We start from the raw sequence: 15,088 nt of genomic DNA, 5'->3' as shown, positions 1-15,088 counted from the left end.
TTCAAACCACATAACGGCTTTCAGACGACCTTTCAATTCATCTTCTATGTATAGTGGATTAACTTTAAATCAGGACAAGGCGAGGTAACGCCGTACCGGGTTAAAGTTAATCCACTATAAAACGGCAAGGAAAAATCTGATGATTGATTATATAAAAATGTATGAAAGCATGAGCGCTTCTCATGAAACCAAAAGTCTGCGCTTTCCGCTTTATTTCAATTTCAAACTTTTATCCATTGCCAATGATTTTTTTGTCAAAGACGAAGCGGGTAACGAAATCGCTTATACGCGGCAGAAAATGTTTAAACTCAAAGAGTTGATTAATGTTTTCCCTAATCGCAATCAGGATACGCCCGTATTCACCATTCATTCGGAACAGATTATTGATTTTGGTGCGACCTATATCATCCAAGATGCCTCCGGCAAGGTGTTGGGGAAAGTGGTGCATGATGGCGTCGGGTCGCTTTGGCGCACCAGCTATCAGGTGACGGATGCGGAAGATCAGCTGCTTTTCCATATCCGTGAAAAAAATCCGTGGGTGGCAGTATTGGACAAAATGGCAGGGCAGATTCCTTATCTGGGTTCGCTGACGGGTCTTTTTTTCAACCCTACTTATTTGATTACCCGACCCGACGGGACTTTGGTGTACCGCTTGAAGAAATTGAGGGCGTTATGGGAAGGGAAATTCAGCCTGCACAAAGAAGCCCAAGCGAGTTTGAACGACGATATCTTGATATTGAATTCGGTGATGTTGTTTTTGTTGATGGAGAGAAATAAAGGATAAACAGGGCGGTATAGCGTTAAGGCAGGCTTGCGGATGAAATGTCGGGCATTTGATTTTGAGGACAGGGCCGCTCAAGGTTTATCGCATCCATTCACATTCAAACATTTTCATTTCTAGGACGCGCTGATAAAATAGCTCGTCTGAAAAGTATAGAAGAATCAAAATAATGAGTATTGCCAATAATAAAAAAGCCTTTCACGACTTCTTTATCGAAGACCAACTCGAAGCCGGCCTGGTATTGGAAGGTTGGGAAGTCAAAGCCATCCGCGCCGGACGGGTGCAGCTGAAAGAAAGCTATATCTACTGGAAAAAAGACGCTTTTTATCTGGTCGGCTGCCATATTACCGCGCTGCCGACTGCCTCGACGCACGTCAAACCCGACCCCGTCCGTCCGCGCAAGCTTTTGCTCAAGCAATCCGAAATCAACAAGCTCATCGGTAAAACCGAGCGTGCGGGTTATACCATCGTCCCGTTGAACCTGCACTTTACGCGCGGCAAAATCAAAATGGAAATCGGTCTGGCGAAGGGTAAAAAACAACACGACAAACGCCAAAGCCTGAAAGAAGCCGACTGGAAACGCGAAAAACAACGTTTGATGAAAAATGTGCGCTGAGACTGATAACAGCGTGAATGGAACGCTGGGCGCCGATGCTGCTGCAAACTTGTATCTGCTTTTTACACATCAAGCCCTATGTTTGCAAAAACATACCCAAGATTGCTTTCTTCAGGCTTTTCAGACGACCCCTGCGACCCAATAATCAGGGTCGTCTGAAATTTTACGGAGTAACGCCATGTCCCGCTCTTCGCTTTTCCTGCCGCTGTTTTTGATTATCTTCGGTGCCGTTTGGTTTTTGAAAACGACGGACATCCTGCCCGCAACTTCGACCATCGTGTCCGCCGGTATGGTGCTGGCGGGGATTGCGGTTTTGGTGATGGACGGTGTCAACAAGCAGTCTATCGTTTCAGGCCCGCTGCTGGTGTATATCGGCGCGGCGGTATATCTGCACAATCAATACTGGCTCGGTTATTCGCCGCTGGTTGCTTTGGGAATGATGGTACTGGGCTGCCTGCTGCTGCTTTCGCGCAGCGATATGGTGCCTTATAAGCAGCATAAACAGCAGGATAACTAAGCCCCTCTCTCTGCAAAGGTCGTCTGAAAATGGTATAATCCGCCGTTTTCAGACGACCTGTTTTGTTATCGGAATCCCGTTTTGAAACAGTCAGACCGTTCCCTATCACTCTGCAAAGTTTCCGCCATGACCCAAGACAAAATCCTCATCCTCGACTTCGGTTCGCAAGTTACCCAGCTGATCGCCCGCCGCGTGCGCGAGGCTCATGTTTACTGCGAGCTGCATTCTTTCGACATGCCTTTGGACGAAATCAAAGCCTTCAATCCGAAAGGCATCATCCTTTCCGGCGGCCCCAATTCCGTTTACGAATCCGACTATCAAGCCGATACCGGCATCTTTGATTTGGGTATTCCGGTTTTGGGTATCTGCTATGGAATGCAGTTTATGGCGCACCACTTGGGCGGCGAAGTTCAGCCCGGCAACCAGCGCGAATTCGGTTACGCGCAAGTCAAAACCATCGATAGCGAACTGACACGCGATATTTACGACGACGCGCCGAATACGCTGGACGTATGGATGAGCCACGGCGACAAAGTATCCAAACTGCCCAACGGCTTTGCTGTGATCGGCGATACTCCGTCATGCCCGATTGCCATGATGGAAAACGTTGAAAAACGATTCTACGGCATCCAATTCCACCCGGAAGTGACCCACACCAAACAAGGCCGCGCCCTGTTGAACCGCTTTGTCTTGGACATCTGCGGCGCGCAACCCAGCTGGACGATGCCGAACTACATCGAAGAAGCCGTTGCCAAAATCCGCGAACAGGTCGGCAGCGACGAAGTGATTTTGGGTCTGTCGGGCGGCGTGGACTCTTCCGTAGCCGCCGCGCTGATTCACCGCGCCATCGGCGACCAACTGACTTGCGTGTTCGTCGATCACGGTCTTTTGCGCCTGAACGAAGGCAAAATGGTGATGGATATGTTCGCCCGCAATTTGGGTGTGAAAGTGATTCATGTCGATGCCGAAGAGCAATTCATGGCGAAACTCGCCGGCGTTACCGATCCCGAGAAAAAACGCAAAATCATCGGTGCGGAATTTATCGAAGTATTTGATGCTGAAGAAAAAAAACTCACCAACGCCAAATGGCTGGCGCAAGGCACGATTTACCCCGACGTAATCGAATCCGCAGGCGCGAAAACCAAAAAAGCCCACGCCATCAAATCGCACCACAACGTCGGAGGCCTGCCTGAAAACATGAAACTCAAGCTGCTTGAGCCGTTGCGCGACTTGTTCAAAGACGAAGTGCGCGAACTGGGCGTCGCTTTGGGCTTGCCGCGTGAAATGGTGTACCGCCATCCGTTCCCCGGCCCCGGTTTGGGCGTGCGCATCTTGGGCGAAGTGAAAAAAGAATACGCCGACTTGCTGCGTCAAGCGGACGACATTTTCATCCAAGAATTGCGCAACACCACCGACGAAAACGGCACATCTTGGTACGACTTGACCAGCCAAGCCTTCGCCGTGTTCCTGCCCGTAAAATCCGTCGGCGTAATGGGCGACGGACGCACTTACGACTACGTCGTCGCGTTGCGCGCAGTCATCACCAGCGACTTCATGACCGCACACTGGGCAGAACTGCCGTACTCGCTGCTCGGCCGCGTGTCCAACCGCATCATCAACGAAGTCAAAGGCATCAACCGCGTGGTTTACGATGTAAGCGGCAAACCGCCTGCCACGATCGAGTGGGAATAAAAGTAAAGAGATAAACGCATAAAAAGGTCGTCTGAAATGGTTTCAGACGACCTTTTGGTTTTTATAGTGGATTAAATTTAAATCAGGACAAGGCGACGAAGCCGCAGACAGTACAGATAGTACGGCAAGGCGAGGCAACGCCGTACTGGTTTAAAGTTAATCCACTATATAAAAGAATAATGGAACAATGAGATGGCTGAAGTGCATTTAGATAATATGAGACCTTTGCAAAAAAGCCCTCCTCCCGACAACCGAAACCCCAACACAGGTTTTCGGCTGTTTCCGCCCCAATCACTCCCGATTCTACCCAAATGCCCCCTTAATCCTCCCCGGACGCCTCATAATCAGGCATCCAGGCCACCTTTTAGGCAGCAACAGGCACACTTAGCCTGTTGGCCGCTTTCAACAGGTTCAAACACATCGCCTTCAGATGGCTTTGCGTACTCACTTTACACAGACCAAAATAGGCTGCTCGGGCGTAGCGGAATTTACGGTGCAGCGTACCGAAGCTTTGTTCGACCACATAACGGGTCTTCGACAAATATCGGTTACGTTTGGTTTGCGCTTCCGTCAGCGGACGGTTGCGGCAGGCTTTGCGCATAATGCCGTCTAACAACTGATGCTCTTTCAGATGTTGCCGGTTTTCCTTACTGTCGTAGCCTTTGTCGGCATAGACGGTCGTGCCTTCGGCAATACCTTCCAACAAAGGGGACAGATGGTTGCACTCATGGACATTGGCGGGGGTGATGTGCAGTTTCTCGATATAGCCTTCCTCATCGGTACGGGTATGTTGTTTGTAACCGAGTTTGTAGAGGCCGTTTTTCTTTGTCCAGCGGGCATCTTTGTCTTTACTCGGTGTGGTTTGGCCGCTGACTTGTCCTTCTTCATCGACTTCTATGGCCTGACGCTGTTTGCTGCCGGCGGTCTGAATAATGGTGGCGTCAACGGCGGCGGCGGATGCTTTCTCTACTTTTAGGTTTTTTTCGGCCAGTTGGCAGTTAATCAGTTTGAGCAATTCGGACAGGGTGTCATCTTGCGCCAGCCAGTTGCGGTAGCGGCATAAGGTGCTGTAATCGGGGATGCTCAGTTCGTCAAAACGGCAAAACAGGTTGAAATCGATGCGGGTGATGAGGCTGTGTTCGAGTTCGGGATCGGAGAGGCTGTGCCATTGTCCGAGCAGGACGGCTTTGAACATGGACAACAGGGGATAGGCCGGACGGCCGCGGTGGTCTCTAAGGTAACGGGTTCTTTGACGGTTCAGGTATTGTTCGATAGGCTGCCAATCAATCACCTGATCCAACTTCAATAATGGGAAGCGGTCGATGTGTTTGGCAATCATGGCTTGTGCGGTTTGCTGGAAGAAGGTGCTCATGGAAAATCCCCTAAATGTCTTGATGGGAATTTAGGGGATTTTGGGGAATTTTGCAAAGGTCTCAATATAGTGGATTAACTTTAAACCAGGACGACGTTACCTCGCCTTGTCCTGATTTAAATTTAATCCACTATATAAGGAGAAAACGCGATGTCGTCCTAATGAATTTCATTTGCCAAAAAATAAAGCGGTCGTTCATGTAGCAAATACAGAACGACCGCTTGAGTCCAGCATCATTTTAGATTGTCTTCAGCAGTAAACGATTAAGGCTCTGCTGTCTTAATGATTCATTGCATGAATATATGGAAGACAAATCATGCGATACCGTTATTCAAGGGTTTATTTTTTCTCTTTCGGCATTTGAGATACCAAGGACAGGTTCACATCCAAGCCTTCGATTTGGAAGTGAGGACGGGCAAACAGACGGACTTTGAAGAAGCCGGGGTTGTCTTCGATATCTTCAACCAAGACTTTGGCTTCACGCAGAGGATGTGTTGCCTGCAACTCGTCGCTTGGGTCTGTCATTTCAGTAACCAATGTATTGATCCAAGTGTTCAATTCCAGTTCGAGCATACGGCGGTCTTTGGTTGTACCGATGTTTTCGCGTTGGATCAGCTTGAGATAGTGAGCCAGACGGGAAAGCAGGAAAACGTAAGGCAAACGGGCATTGATGCGGCTGTTTGCCGTTGCTTCTTTGGTTTCGTAGAGCGCAGGTTTTTGTGTTGAGTTGGCCGAGAAGAAGCAGGCGTAATCGCGGTTTTTATAGAAAGACAGCGGTACGAAGCCCAAATTGGCAAATTCAAATTCGCGGGTTTCGGGAATCAGGACTTCGGTAGGGATTTTTACTTGATTGCCGGTACCCAAATCATACATATGGATAGGCAAGTCTTCAATTAGACCGCCGGCTTGTGGTCCGCGGATTTGAACGCACCAGCCGTTGTTGATGAAGCTGCGAACCATGTTGGCAGCGAAGGCAAAGGATGCGTTTGCCCATAAGTAACGATCGTGTTCGGTGCCCTTAACTTGTTCTTCGTAATTGAAGCTGCGTACAGGAACTGTATCGCTACCGTAAGGCAGACGAGCAAGGAAGCGGGGCAGGGTCAGGCCGATATAGCGCGCATCATCGGTTTCTCGGAAGCTTTTCCATTTGATGTATTCGGCACGGTCCATATAGTTCGCCAAGTCCTGAATGCCGGCGACTTCTTCCATGCTTTCCTTACCGAAGAAAGATGGGCCGACAGAGCCGATGAATGGCATGTGTGCAGAGGCGGAGACGCGTGAAATATTGCGCAGTAAAGCCATGTCTTGCGGGCTGCGGTCAAATTCGTAGTTGGAGATGACTGCGCCGATAGGTTCGCCGCCCGGGGTGTCGTATTCGTTGCTATAGGTGTGGCGATACAGTCCGCTTTGGACAATTTCAGGGGCATCTTCAAAGTCTTGAATCAAGTCTTCTTTGGAGACGTCGAGGATTTCGATTTTAACATTGTGACGGAAGTCTGTACGGTCAACCAAGAATTTCAGACCGCGCCATGCAGATTCGATTTTTTGGAATTCTTCGTTATGGAGGATTTCATCTAATTGGCGGCTGAGCTGTTCGTCAATGCGTGCGATGTGGTAGTCCAACAGACTTTTGTCGAGGCGTTCTACTTTTTGAGATGAGTCCTGAATCATCTTTAAAAATACGCTGACCGCTGCTGCGATACGTTCATCCGCAGAGGCTTCGGACATTTTTTCGGCGCTTTGGAACTGTTCGATATCGATGACGGAGTCGACGGCGTTTAAGTTGATTTTTTGACACAGTGTTTCATAAACACTGGCTGTGTTTTCTTGTTCTATAACGGTTGTTTGGGCTTCTTGGCGTTTTTGCATATTTTAAATCCTTACGGGTGTTTTCAGACGACCTTGTGTTTTATTTGTTAACAGGTGCAATTTTTTCGAGGCGGTCGCGCAGTTCGGCAGACAGATTTTCGTCACGCAAGATGGTTTCCAGTTCGCGACGGAATGCAGAATCGTCTAACAGGTTGGATTTCAAGTCACGGAGCAGGTTACGCATAGCCAATAAAGCGCGCAGCTCGGGAACATTTTGTGCAATTTGTTCCGGATGGAAATCCCGCATAGATTTGAAATTCAAATTGATGTTCATCTCGCCGCCGGCAGGAGAGAGGGTGTTTTTCACAGTCAGGTTGGCTTTAGGATTGAAGTCGGACAATACGGAATCAAAGTTGTTTTTGTTGATATTGACTTTTTCTTTTTCGGCAAGGTCGCGTTTGTCTTGACCATTGCTGTAATCACCGGTGACTAAAAGTTTGAGCGGAAGCTCGACTTTTTTCTGTGCGCCTCCGGTATGGAGGTCTAGTTTGATATTGATACGTGAAGGTGGAACTTCGTTTTGGAAACTTTTGCTCACGGCTAATCCTATTCTCTGTTATGTGTTGAAGGGAAAATCTTTCGTTTCAAATGAAATATAAATACTAAATTTGGATATATTTCTATCTAAATAGTATAAATGTTAGGTATACTGTTGTCTATTGCATTCAAAATTTATCTGACAAAAGGTATTTAAAAGGTATAAACAGTGAAATTTCATAAACCATTATGGGAAGAGGGTGTCTTGCTCTCTCCTCAGCACTTCCAACAACAAAACGTTTTTAATAGTTACATTTATGCAACAGTAATAAAATTGATGGGTGAATTCAGGTGGGGATGTTTTCGTTGCGAGTTCGACCAGCAGACGCTTGAATTAGGAAAAATTAAATTGAATGAGCTTCAGGCCTGCCTGCCGGACGGAACTCTAATCGACTTGCAGTCGGGCAGTGGCTCTGTTGAAGTTCGTGATATTAATAGCCTGCCTATGAGAGCGCGAAATACAGTGTTGCTGGCTCTCCCGGTTTATCAAGCGCATGTACCGAATTTGGTGGATGAAAACGGGGCTGGAAATACCCCCAGACGGTTTGTGAAAAAGTTCGAGCAAGTTGAGGATTTATTTTCCGCTGAGGAGGCAGAACTTGCCGTTGAGCAATTAAATTTACAAATTCGTTTTGATTTCGAGGATAATGACGATTACATTACATGCCCCATCGGCGTAGTGGAAAAAAACGAGAATGGAGCATTGATTTGGTCTAAAGACTACATCCCTCCATTATTGTCGATTACAGGTTCGGAAGTTTTACTTTCATGTCTGAATAGAATCACTTTGCTGGTGTTGTCCCGTATAGATAACTTATCTGCCCGCCGCCGGGCGCGTAGTGAAAATACGGTCGATTTTTCTGTGTCTGACTCGACCTTGTTCTGGTTCTTGCACGGATTAAATACGATTTATCCTGAATTGAAACATTTGAATGATTACCCGCAGCAACATCCAGAGGAGCTTTATAAGCTCTTGGTTCGTTTACTTGGTATGTTGTACACATTCAGGGTGAGTGAATCTGTGAATGAGATGGAACCATACGATCATTTTGATCTGTTTGGAACCTTCAACCGTTTGGAGTTGAAAATCCGCAGTCTGTTAGATGAAGTCATTCCATCGCCTGTCATCGAATTGTCGTTAGAACATACAAAATCCACACATTGGCGAGCGCAGATATTTGACAGCAGAATTGATGATAATGCGGAGTTTTATATCTCGGCACATTCTGATTCCGTTGTTTTTGCTGAATTGCAGAAGCAATTGCCATTGGTTAGCAAAATTGGTGCACCTGAAGACGTGGAACGCGTTATCAATACGGCAGTAATGGGAGTGCCTTTGCAGTTGTTGAATCAAACCCCTCCTGGTTTGCCGTTCCGAATGGATAATGTTTACTTCAGATTAGACAAACGGCATGTGGCATTTTCAAGAATGATGCAATCGCAGGTATGTAGTATTTACGTTCCAACATCTATACCCAATTTACATTTAAGCTTGTTTGCAGTAGTGAGTATTTAATATGAACCATAATCCATTGATTCGAAGTGAATTAAGAGATACTGCTTTGACCGTATCCGCATTATCGGCAGGTTTTAGTCCCGAGCATGCCTCAACATGGTATGAGTATGGCAAAACTTTGGTAGAGAATTTAAGAAAGAATTTAGCAAGCTCTGGTCGTAGTGCAGAGGAGATTGAAGAGATTTCTTATGCGCAGTGTGCGCTTTTGGATGAGGTTGCATTGCAGAATTTGCAAGGAAGTGATCGAGAAGTGTGGGAAATGAATCCCATGCAAGTACATTTCTTCCAATCATACAATGCAGGCGATGTATTGTGCGACAAAATTGAAAAGCTGTGCAAAACAGGCAGTGCCAATTCTTTGATCGCTGAGGCATATTTGAGTGTAATCAATTTGGGCTTCAAGGGACGTTATATTTTAGATGAAATGGCTCTTCAAAATTCACAAAATAGCTTGAAAAAAATGGTTGCTGGGTTGTCTAGCAATGCGGTAACTCAAGATGGGCAAATATTCTATGTTGATCGTAAAAGCATGCCTCTTAAGAGTTTGCTGACGATTAGTCCGATATGGGTATTTATCTGTTGTTCTGTTATTGTAGTAGTAGCTTATTTTGCATTTGGATACTATCTGGATACTTTGGTTGAACAAACTCAAGCATTATAAATTTAGAGTAATTTCATAATGACTTATCAAAAGCTCTCGTCTTTCATTATTTTTATAGTAGTTGAGCTTATACTGTTTTATGTATTGGCAATATATTGGCAAGCTAGTTGGATGCTGAAAGGCGGTATTCTAGCTTTGTCAATTGTTGCTATATTTTGTGCTTGGTTAATCAGGCAGCGTAAGAACAAGGAAAATATCAGTATTGGTTCAGAAGTTTGGCAGCAAATTGCGACAGAATTAAATAATACTGGATTTACTGGGCGTTACGTTTTACGTATGCCTGATTCTGCAGTGAAGATGTCGAATTTAGTCGAGAGGTATGATGACACAGTATATATAAATATTTTTAATCCAGAACATTTATACACTGTAGTTTGGAATCTGCTTCAGAATATAGCCCGTAAACAAATCTCACTTAGCATAGAGCTGGTGTTGTCTCCCGCCATAAATGCCGATGTATCTATGGTTATGCGGGGGTGGTTGCGCAATATATTGTTTTTGCAAAAAAAGATGGGTATATCTATACCTGTAAGTTTTGTTATTCGTGCTCCCTTTCTTTTCAAAGAGTCTTCAGATAAAAGAGAGCTATTTTTTGCCTTAAAAACTCAAGGCAGATGGAATGTATTAAATATTAATCAGTTTTTTACTGATTTTAAAGAAAGTCTGTCTATTGAGTTTTTACAGCAAAATAAACAATCAAACGGCTGTCAATATATATGGCTGATCGAGGCACTCAATTGCGTCGAGGAGCAATTGTTGAATCGTACAGACGGGGGGTGGGAATATGTCGATGTGCGCAGCTTAAGCGTAGTTGACGATGGAGACTGCCAAGCCAAATCAGTATGGGCAACTTATATTTCTAAGAATACACAAGGGTTAATCCATTCTTTTAATAATTATCAAGGTAATCAATTTCAATATATTCATACCGAATTGTCAGATAAATATACCGTTTATCATAAAAATCATGCTATTGATATACTTTTTAAAGTATTATCTGTTTGTGCATTAGGTTTTTTATCTGCTTCGTTTTTCTCTATGAAAAACAATAGCCGTTTAATAGAACAAATCAGCCGGCATGTAGAAAATGTTCGGTCTGAGGCAAATTCAAATGAGCGGCAACAACATTTGGTATTGCTAAAGCAGGATTTGCAATTGCTTGAGAAATACCGTGATGAGGGTGTACCAGCACATTTAGGATTAGGGTTATATCGTGCGGATTTATATATTCCAAAGTTAAAAGCCTTAATGCCGAAAGATCCTCCACCTCCAAAACCGATAAAACCGGAACCTGTGAAACCTGTAGTTATTACTTTAGACAGCTTGGCTTTGTTTGAAACAGGTCAGTTTGAACTAAAAAATAATGCCAATAAAGCATTGATTGGTGCATTAAAAGCAATCGAGTCACATCCTGATACACGAATTTTAGTTGAAGGACATACTGATAATGTTGGAAATCCTGTTTCTAATCAGCAGTTATCAGAAAAGCGTGCTCAATCGGTCAAAGATTGGTTGGTTATCTCTTCTAATGTTCCGGAGAGTCGGTTTGAGGTTAAAGGATTGGGTGATACCAAGCCTATTGCAGATAATCAGACGGAAGAAGGTAAGGCCAAAAACCGTAGGGTTGAGATCATACTGATTCCGGCTGTAAAACAGTAAATTTAATGCAGCACAAGTTGCTTTAAGCCTCACAACTTAAGGCGTTTTCAATAAAACTAAGGAGTAAAAATATGGCAATTCCTGCTTATATGTGGTTGAAAGACGATGGCGGTTCCGTTATTAAAGGTTCTGTTGACGTCAATGGTCGCGAAGACAGCGTTGAAATCGTTGAGTTTCTGCACAATGTCCGTATTCCTACGGATGCCAATACCGGCAAACTGACAGGTACTCGCGTTCACGAACCTATCGTATTGTTCAAAGAATACGATGCTTCTTCACCATACCTGTACAAAGCAGTAACAACTGGTCAAACTTTGAAAGAAGTAGAAATCAAGTGGTACCAAATTGACGCTTCCGGTCAAGAGAAAGAGTATTTCAATACCAAACTGGACAACGTTAAAGTTGTAGCAGTGGGTCCTGTAATGCACAACATCAAAGATCCTGCTCGTGAACGTTACAATCACTTGGAACGCGTTGAATTGCGTTACGAAAAAATCACTTGGACTTATAAAGACGGAAACATCATTCATTCCGACAGCTGGAACGAAAGCCGCGCTTAATAATCCACATAAAGTGCTGCCTGATAAAGGTAGCACTTTTTTATAACACATTTTTACATCAGGGATATCAAATGTCTGCACATGATCAAGCATTATTATTACGTCGTCTGAACACGCATTGTCAGCAGGCGATGGAAGCTGCAGCCGGCTTATGTCAAACACGAGGTCATGCCGAAATTACGGTTGACCATTTATTTATCAAATTGCTCGAACTAGGGGATGGAGACGTTAATGCCTTATTGAGGCGTTACGAAATTGATTTAGAAAATATTTGGAATCCTTTGTTGAGTACGATGGACAAACTTCCACGCAATGTTCGTGGTAATCCTTCTTTGTCTAAATCATTGATTAGTTTATTGTCGGATGCATGGTTGTTGGCAAGTGACGAAGGTGCATCTGAGATCCGTTCAGCTTTCCTGTATCAGGCATTGCTGAAATCTCCTTACCGTCTGATGACGCAGGAAGCATGGCCCTTATTAAGCCTGACTGAAACACAGATAGGTCGTCTGAAAACCTGGTTGGACGAGGTTTCTATCGAAGGTGAGAATAATACATTTGCGCAGCCGGCTTCAGAAGAAGGTCAGCATACAGTTTCAGCAGAATCTAAACCCCAACAAACCGCTACAGCAGGACAAAACGATGCGCTTGCACGTTTTACCGTCAATTTGACTGAAAAAGCCGCTCAGGGCGGTATTGACCCTGTATTTGGACGTGAAACTGAAATCCGTCAAATGATGGATATTTTATCGCGTCGCCGCAAAAACAACCCTATTTTGGTTGGCGAACCGGGTGTCGGTAAAACTGCATTGGTAGAAGGTCTGGCATTGAAAATCGCTTCAGGCGAGGTGCCTAAGGTATTGGAAAACACCCAAGTATTAGTGTTGGACTTAGGTCTTCTGCAAGCGGGTGCGGGGGTGAAGGGTGAATTTGAACAACGCCTGCGCAATGTTATCGAGGCTGTTCAGAATTCTGAAGAACCCGTTTTATTATTCATCGACGAAGCGCATACATTAATCGGTGCCGGAAACAGCGCGGGCGGCGCGGATGCAGCCAACCTCTTAAAACCGGCTTTGGCGCGGGGTGAATTGCGTACCATCGCAGCGACAACCTGGAGCGAATACAAACAATACTTTGAAAAAGACGCCGCGTTGGAACGCCGTTTCCAAATGGTCAAAGTTGACGAACCCGATGATGAGGCTGCATTCACCATGCTCCGCGGTTTGAAGCAACGTTATGCCGCTTACCATAAAGTCCATATTCAGGACTCCGCCGTCATCGCAGCCGTACAACTTTCCCGAAAATACATTACCGGCCGCCAACTGCCGGACAAAGCCGTAGATTTGTTGGATACGGCAGCCGCACGCGTCCGTATGAGTTTGGATACCGTGCCTCATATTTTCGGTTTGATGGATGCCCAAATTTCTTCACTGCAGCGCGAGCTGGAAGCATTGGATGCCGACAAGCAATTAGGTCGTCTGAATGCTTCGCAGCAAGATAACATTCGACAAGTTGAGCAAGAGATTGCCCAATTGAATGAAGAGCGCGAAGAAATGAACCGCCGATATCAGGAAGAAAAACAATTGGCGGATGAAATCCAATCCTTGATGGAAGCTGCCAAGAATACAGAATTGACTTCTGAAGAGCGACAAGCCGCGCAACACAGTCTGACCGAGAAACAGCAACAGCTTGATGCCGTTGTCGCCGGTAAACCGTTGATTTTCACCAGCGTTGATGAGACCGTAATCGCCGATATTATTGCCGATTGGACGGGCGTCCCCGCAGGCAGCGTTCTCAAAGACGAACTGGCAAACCTGCTGCAACTGGAAAGCCTGCTTGAGAAACGCGTGGTTGGGCAAAGTGAAGCCATTCATGCTATCGCGCAAAGTTTGAGAGCCGCTAAAGCCGGTTTGAAAACCAACGATTCCCCATTGGGCGTATTCCTGTTGAGCGGTCCGTCCGGTGTAGGTAAAACAGAAACGGCGCTGGCTTTGGCAGATGCGCTGTTCGGCGGCGAAAAATCGCTGATTACCATCAACCTGTCCGAATACCGCGAAGCGCATACCGTTTCCCAACTCAAAGGCTCGCCTCCGGGTTATGTCGGTTATGGCGAAGGCGGCGTTTTGACCGAAGCAGTACGTCAAAAACCTTACAGCGTCGTATTATTGGATGAAGTTGAGAAAGCCCATAAAGACATTCTCAATCTCTTCTACCAAGTCTTTGACAAAGGCATGATGCGTGACGGCGAAGGTCGGGAAATCGATTTCAAAAATACCGTTATCCTGATGACGTCAAACTTGGGTGCGAACGAATTGACCCAATTGCTGAAACCGCAAGAACCTGAAGAAACAGAAGAAGCTGTTGCAGAAGAGGGTAAAGAGCAAAACGTGCAAGAAGAGCAGATTGTGGACACTGAAGTCGAACTTTCTGCACAAATGCCTGATGGCTCGTCTGAAAACGCCTGCGTTTCAGACGACCCTGTTGAAACCGATGAAACGCCTGAATTCAGTCTGGAAGAGTTGGCAGAAGCGATTCGTCCGATACTGACAGACCATTTCCAAGCTGCTCTGTTGGCGCGTATGCAGGTTGTTCCTTATCGTCCGTTGGAAAAAGAGGCATTGGCTCAAATCGTCAGACTGAAGCTGGACAAAATTGCTGACCGACTGTACGAAGCCCATCAAACACGCCTCAGTTACAGCGAAGATTTTGCAGCGCTTCTGGCTGATTCTTGCACTACCGGCGACAGCGGCGCACGCAATATCGACCATTTGCTCAACCGCCAAGTCATGCCTGCTATCGCGCAAAGCTTTTTGCAATGGCAGCAAACCGCAGGGCATATGCCTGAACATGCAAAATTGGAGTTGGGCGAAGATGGTATAGACGTTTTATTTGAATAATGGGAAGAGAATAGGTCGTCTGAAATCATTATGTTGTTCAGACGATCTTCATTAATCTTTCACTTTATTGATAACGCATCCCAAGAGTCATTAGAAAGGTCGTCTGAAAAAAAGCTTTTCTTAGTTCAGACGACTTTTTATAGCTAACGTATTGTTGAAACCCATTATATAGTGGATTAACTTTAAATCAGGACAAGGCGACGAAGCCGCAGACAGTACAGATAGTACGGAACCGATTCACTTGGTGCTTCAGCACCTTAGAGAATCGTTCTCTTTGAGCTAAGGCGAGGCAACGCCGTCCTGGTTTAAAGTTAATCCACTATATTGGGATTGCGGGCTTAATCGGGTTTTATGCAGTGTATTGATAAATATTGAGAAAATAATGTCTTGTTACTTTCTTTATATTGTGTCAAA

General features: G+C 45.5%; 12 protein-coding genes and 1 pseudogene. 10 read left to right on the top strand and 3 right to left on the bottom strand.

Annotated elements, in window-relative coordinates; all coding sequences use genetic code 11:
- The first annotated feature begins 139 nt into the window (after positions 1–139).
- The 5 genes and pseudogenes from MON40_RS09005 to MON40_RS08985 all read left to right on the top strand — a co-directional run.
- Positions 140–784 (top strand): LURP-one-related family protein, encoded by a 645-nt coding sequence (locus MON40_RS09005; RefSeq protein WP_003777738.1) that lies wholly within the window; start codon positions 140–142, stop codon positions 782–784.
- Between the two features lie 166 nt (positions 785–950).
- Positions 951–1,397, top strand: coding sequence for an SsrA-binding protein SmpB (gene smpB / locus MON40_RS09000; RefSeq protein WP_003760109.1), 447 nt, complete (start codon positions 951–953; stop codon positions 1,395–1,397).
- 178 nt (positions 1,398–1,575) lie between these two features.
- On the top strand, positions 1,576–1,914 hold the full coding sequence (locus MON40_RS08995; RefSeq protein ID WP_003760104.1) for a hypothetical protein: 339 nt from the start codon (positions 1,576–1,578) through the stop codon (positions 1,912–1,914).
- A gap of 126 nt (positions 1,915–2,040) precedes the next feature.
- Positions 2,041–3,606 (top strand): glutamine-hydrolyzing GMP synthase, encoded by a 1,566-nt coding sequence (guaA, locus tag MON40_RS08990; RefSeq protein WP_039862888.1) that lies wholly within the window; start codon positions 2,041–2,043, stop codon positions 3,604–3,606.
- A 62-nt stretch (positions 3,607–3,668) separates the two neighbouring features.
- Positions 3,669–3,794: pseudogene (locus tag MON40_RS08985) on the top strand (IS5/IS1182 family transposase); the annotation flags it as partial.
- Between the two features lie 176 nt (positions 3,795–3,970).
- Here the strand turns inward: MON40_RS08985 and MON40_RS08980 are convergent.
- The 3 genes from MON40_RS08980 to tssB form a co-directional block, all read right to left on the bottom strand.
- Positions 3,971–4,978, bottom strand: coding sequence for an IS5 family transposase (locus MON40_RS08980; protein WP_242925879.1), 1,008 nt, complete (start codon positions 4,976–4,978; stop codon positions 3,971–3,973).
- Between the two features lie 339 nt (positions 4,979–5,317).
- The gene (gene tssC / locus MON40_RS08975; RefSeq protein ID WP_003780432.1) at positions 5,318–6,847 is read right to left on the bottom strand and encodes a type VI secretion system contractile sheath large subunit; all 1,530 of its coding nucleotides are present in this window, start codon (positions 6,845–6,847) and stop codon (positions 5,318–5,320) included.
- A gap of 40 nt (positions 6,848–6,887) precedes the next feature.
- Entirely contained in the window at positions 6,888–7,385 is a 498-nt protein-coding gene (gene tssB, locus MON40_RS08970; RefSeq protein ID WP_003760099.1) for a type VI secretion system contractile sheath small subunit, read from the bottom strand.
- 168 nt (positions 7,386–7,553) lie between these two features.
- Here tssB and tssK point away from each other — a divergent pair, with 168 nt between their 5' ends.
- The 5 genes from tssK (at position 7,554) to tssH (ending at position 14,674) form a co-directional block, all read left to right on the top strand.
- Positions 7,554–8,900: a type VI secretion system baseplate subunit TssK gene (gene tssK / locus MON40_RS08965; protein WP_003777742.1), complete on the top strand. Its 1,347-nt coding sequence runs from the start codon at positions 7,554–7,556 to the stop codon at positions 8,898–8,900.
- 1 nt (position 8,901) lies between these two features.
- The gene (locus tag MON40_RS08960; RefSeq protein ID WP_003777744.1) at positions 8,902–9,561 is read left to right on the top strand and encodes a DotU family type IV/VI secretion system protein; all 660 of its coding nucleotides are present in this window, start codon (positions 8,902–8,904) and stop codon (positions 9,559–9,561) included.
- An 18-nt stretch (positions 9,562–9,579) separates the two neighbouring features.
- Positions 9,580–11,220, top strand: coding sequence for an OmpA family protein (locus MON40_RS08955; RefSeq protein WP_242925878.1), 1,641 nt, complete (start codon positions 9,580–9,582; stop codon positions 11,218–11,220).
- A 71-nt stretch (positions 11,221–11,291) separates the two neighbouring features.
- Positions 11,292–11,780, top strand: coding sequence for an Hcp family type VI secretion system effector (locus MON40_RS08950; RefSeq protein ID WP_003760091.1), 489 nt, complete (start codon positions 11,292–11,294; stop codon positions 11,778–11,780).
- Between the two features lie 71 nt (positions 11,781–11,851).
- Positions 11,852–14,674 (top strand): type VI secretion system ATPase TssH, encoded by a 2,823-nt coding sequence (gene tssH, locus MON40_RS08945; RefSeq protein ID WP_003777748.1) that lies wholly within the window; start codon positions 11,852–11,854, stop codon positions 14,672–14,674.
- Positions 14,675–15,088 lie beyond the last annotated feature (414 nt).

The organism is Neisseria macacae ATCC 33926 (assembly GCF_022749495.1).
GTDB lineage: Bacteria > Pseudomonadota > Gammaproteobacteria > Burkholderiales > Neisseriaceae > Neisseria > Neisseria macacae.
The sequence above is the reverse complement of the archived record's forward strand: the minus strand, read 5'-3'. Positions and strand labels throughout refer to the sequence as shown.

Bases quoted from the DNA above. Each gene is read 5' to 3' on its own strand.
- MON40_RS09005 (WP_003777738.1), top strand. From the start codon at position 140: ATGATTGATTATATAAAAATGTATGAAAGCATGAGCGCTTCTCATGAA.
- smpB (WP_003760109.1), top strand. From the start codon at position 951: ATGAGTATTGCCAATAATAAAAAAGCCTTTCACGACTTCTTTATCGAA.
- MON40_RS08995 (WP_003760104.1), top strand. From the start codon at position 1,576: ATGTCCCGCTCTTCGCTTTTCCTGCCGCTGTTTTTGATTATCTTCGGT.
- guaA (WP_039862888.1), top strand. From the start codon at position 2,041: ATGACCCAAGACAAAATCCTCATCCTCGACTTCGGTTCGCAAGTTACC.
- MON40_RS08980 (WP_242925879.1), bottom strand. From the start codon at position 4,978: ATGAGCACCTTCTTCCAGCAAACCGCACAAGCCATGATTGCCAAACAC.
- tssC (WP_003780432.1), bottom strand. From the start codon at position 6,847: ATGCAAAAACGCCAAGAAGCCCAAACAACCGTTATAGAACAAGAAAAC.
- MON40_RS08960 (WP_003777744.1), top strand. From the start codon at position 8,902: ATGAACCATAATCCATTGATTCGAAGTGAATTAAGAGATACTGCTTTG.
- MON40_RS08955 (WP_242925878.1), top strand. From the start codon at position 9,580: ATGACTTATCAAAAGCTCTCGTCTTTCATTATTTTTATAGTAGTTGAG.
- MON40_RS08950 (WP_003760091.1), top strand. From the start codon at position 11,292: ATGGCAATTCCTGCTTATATGTGGTTGAAAGACGATGGCGGTTCCGTT.
- tssH (WP_003777748.1), top strand. From the start codon at position 11,852: ATGTCTGCACATGATCAAGCATTATTATTACGTCGTCTGAACACGCAT.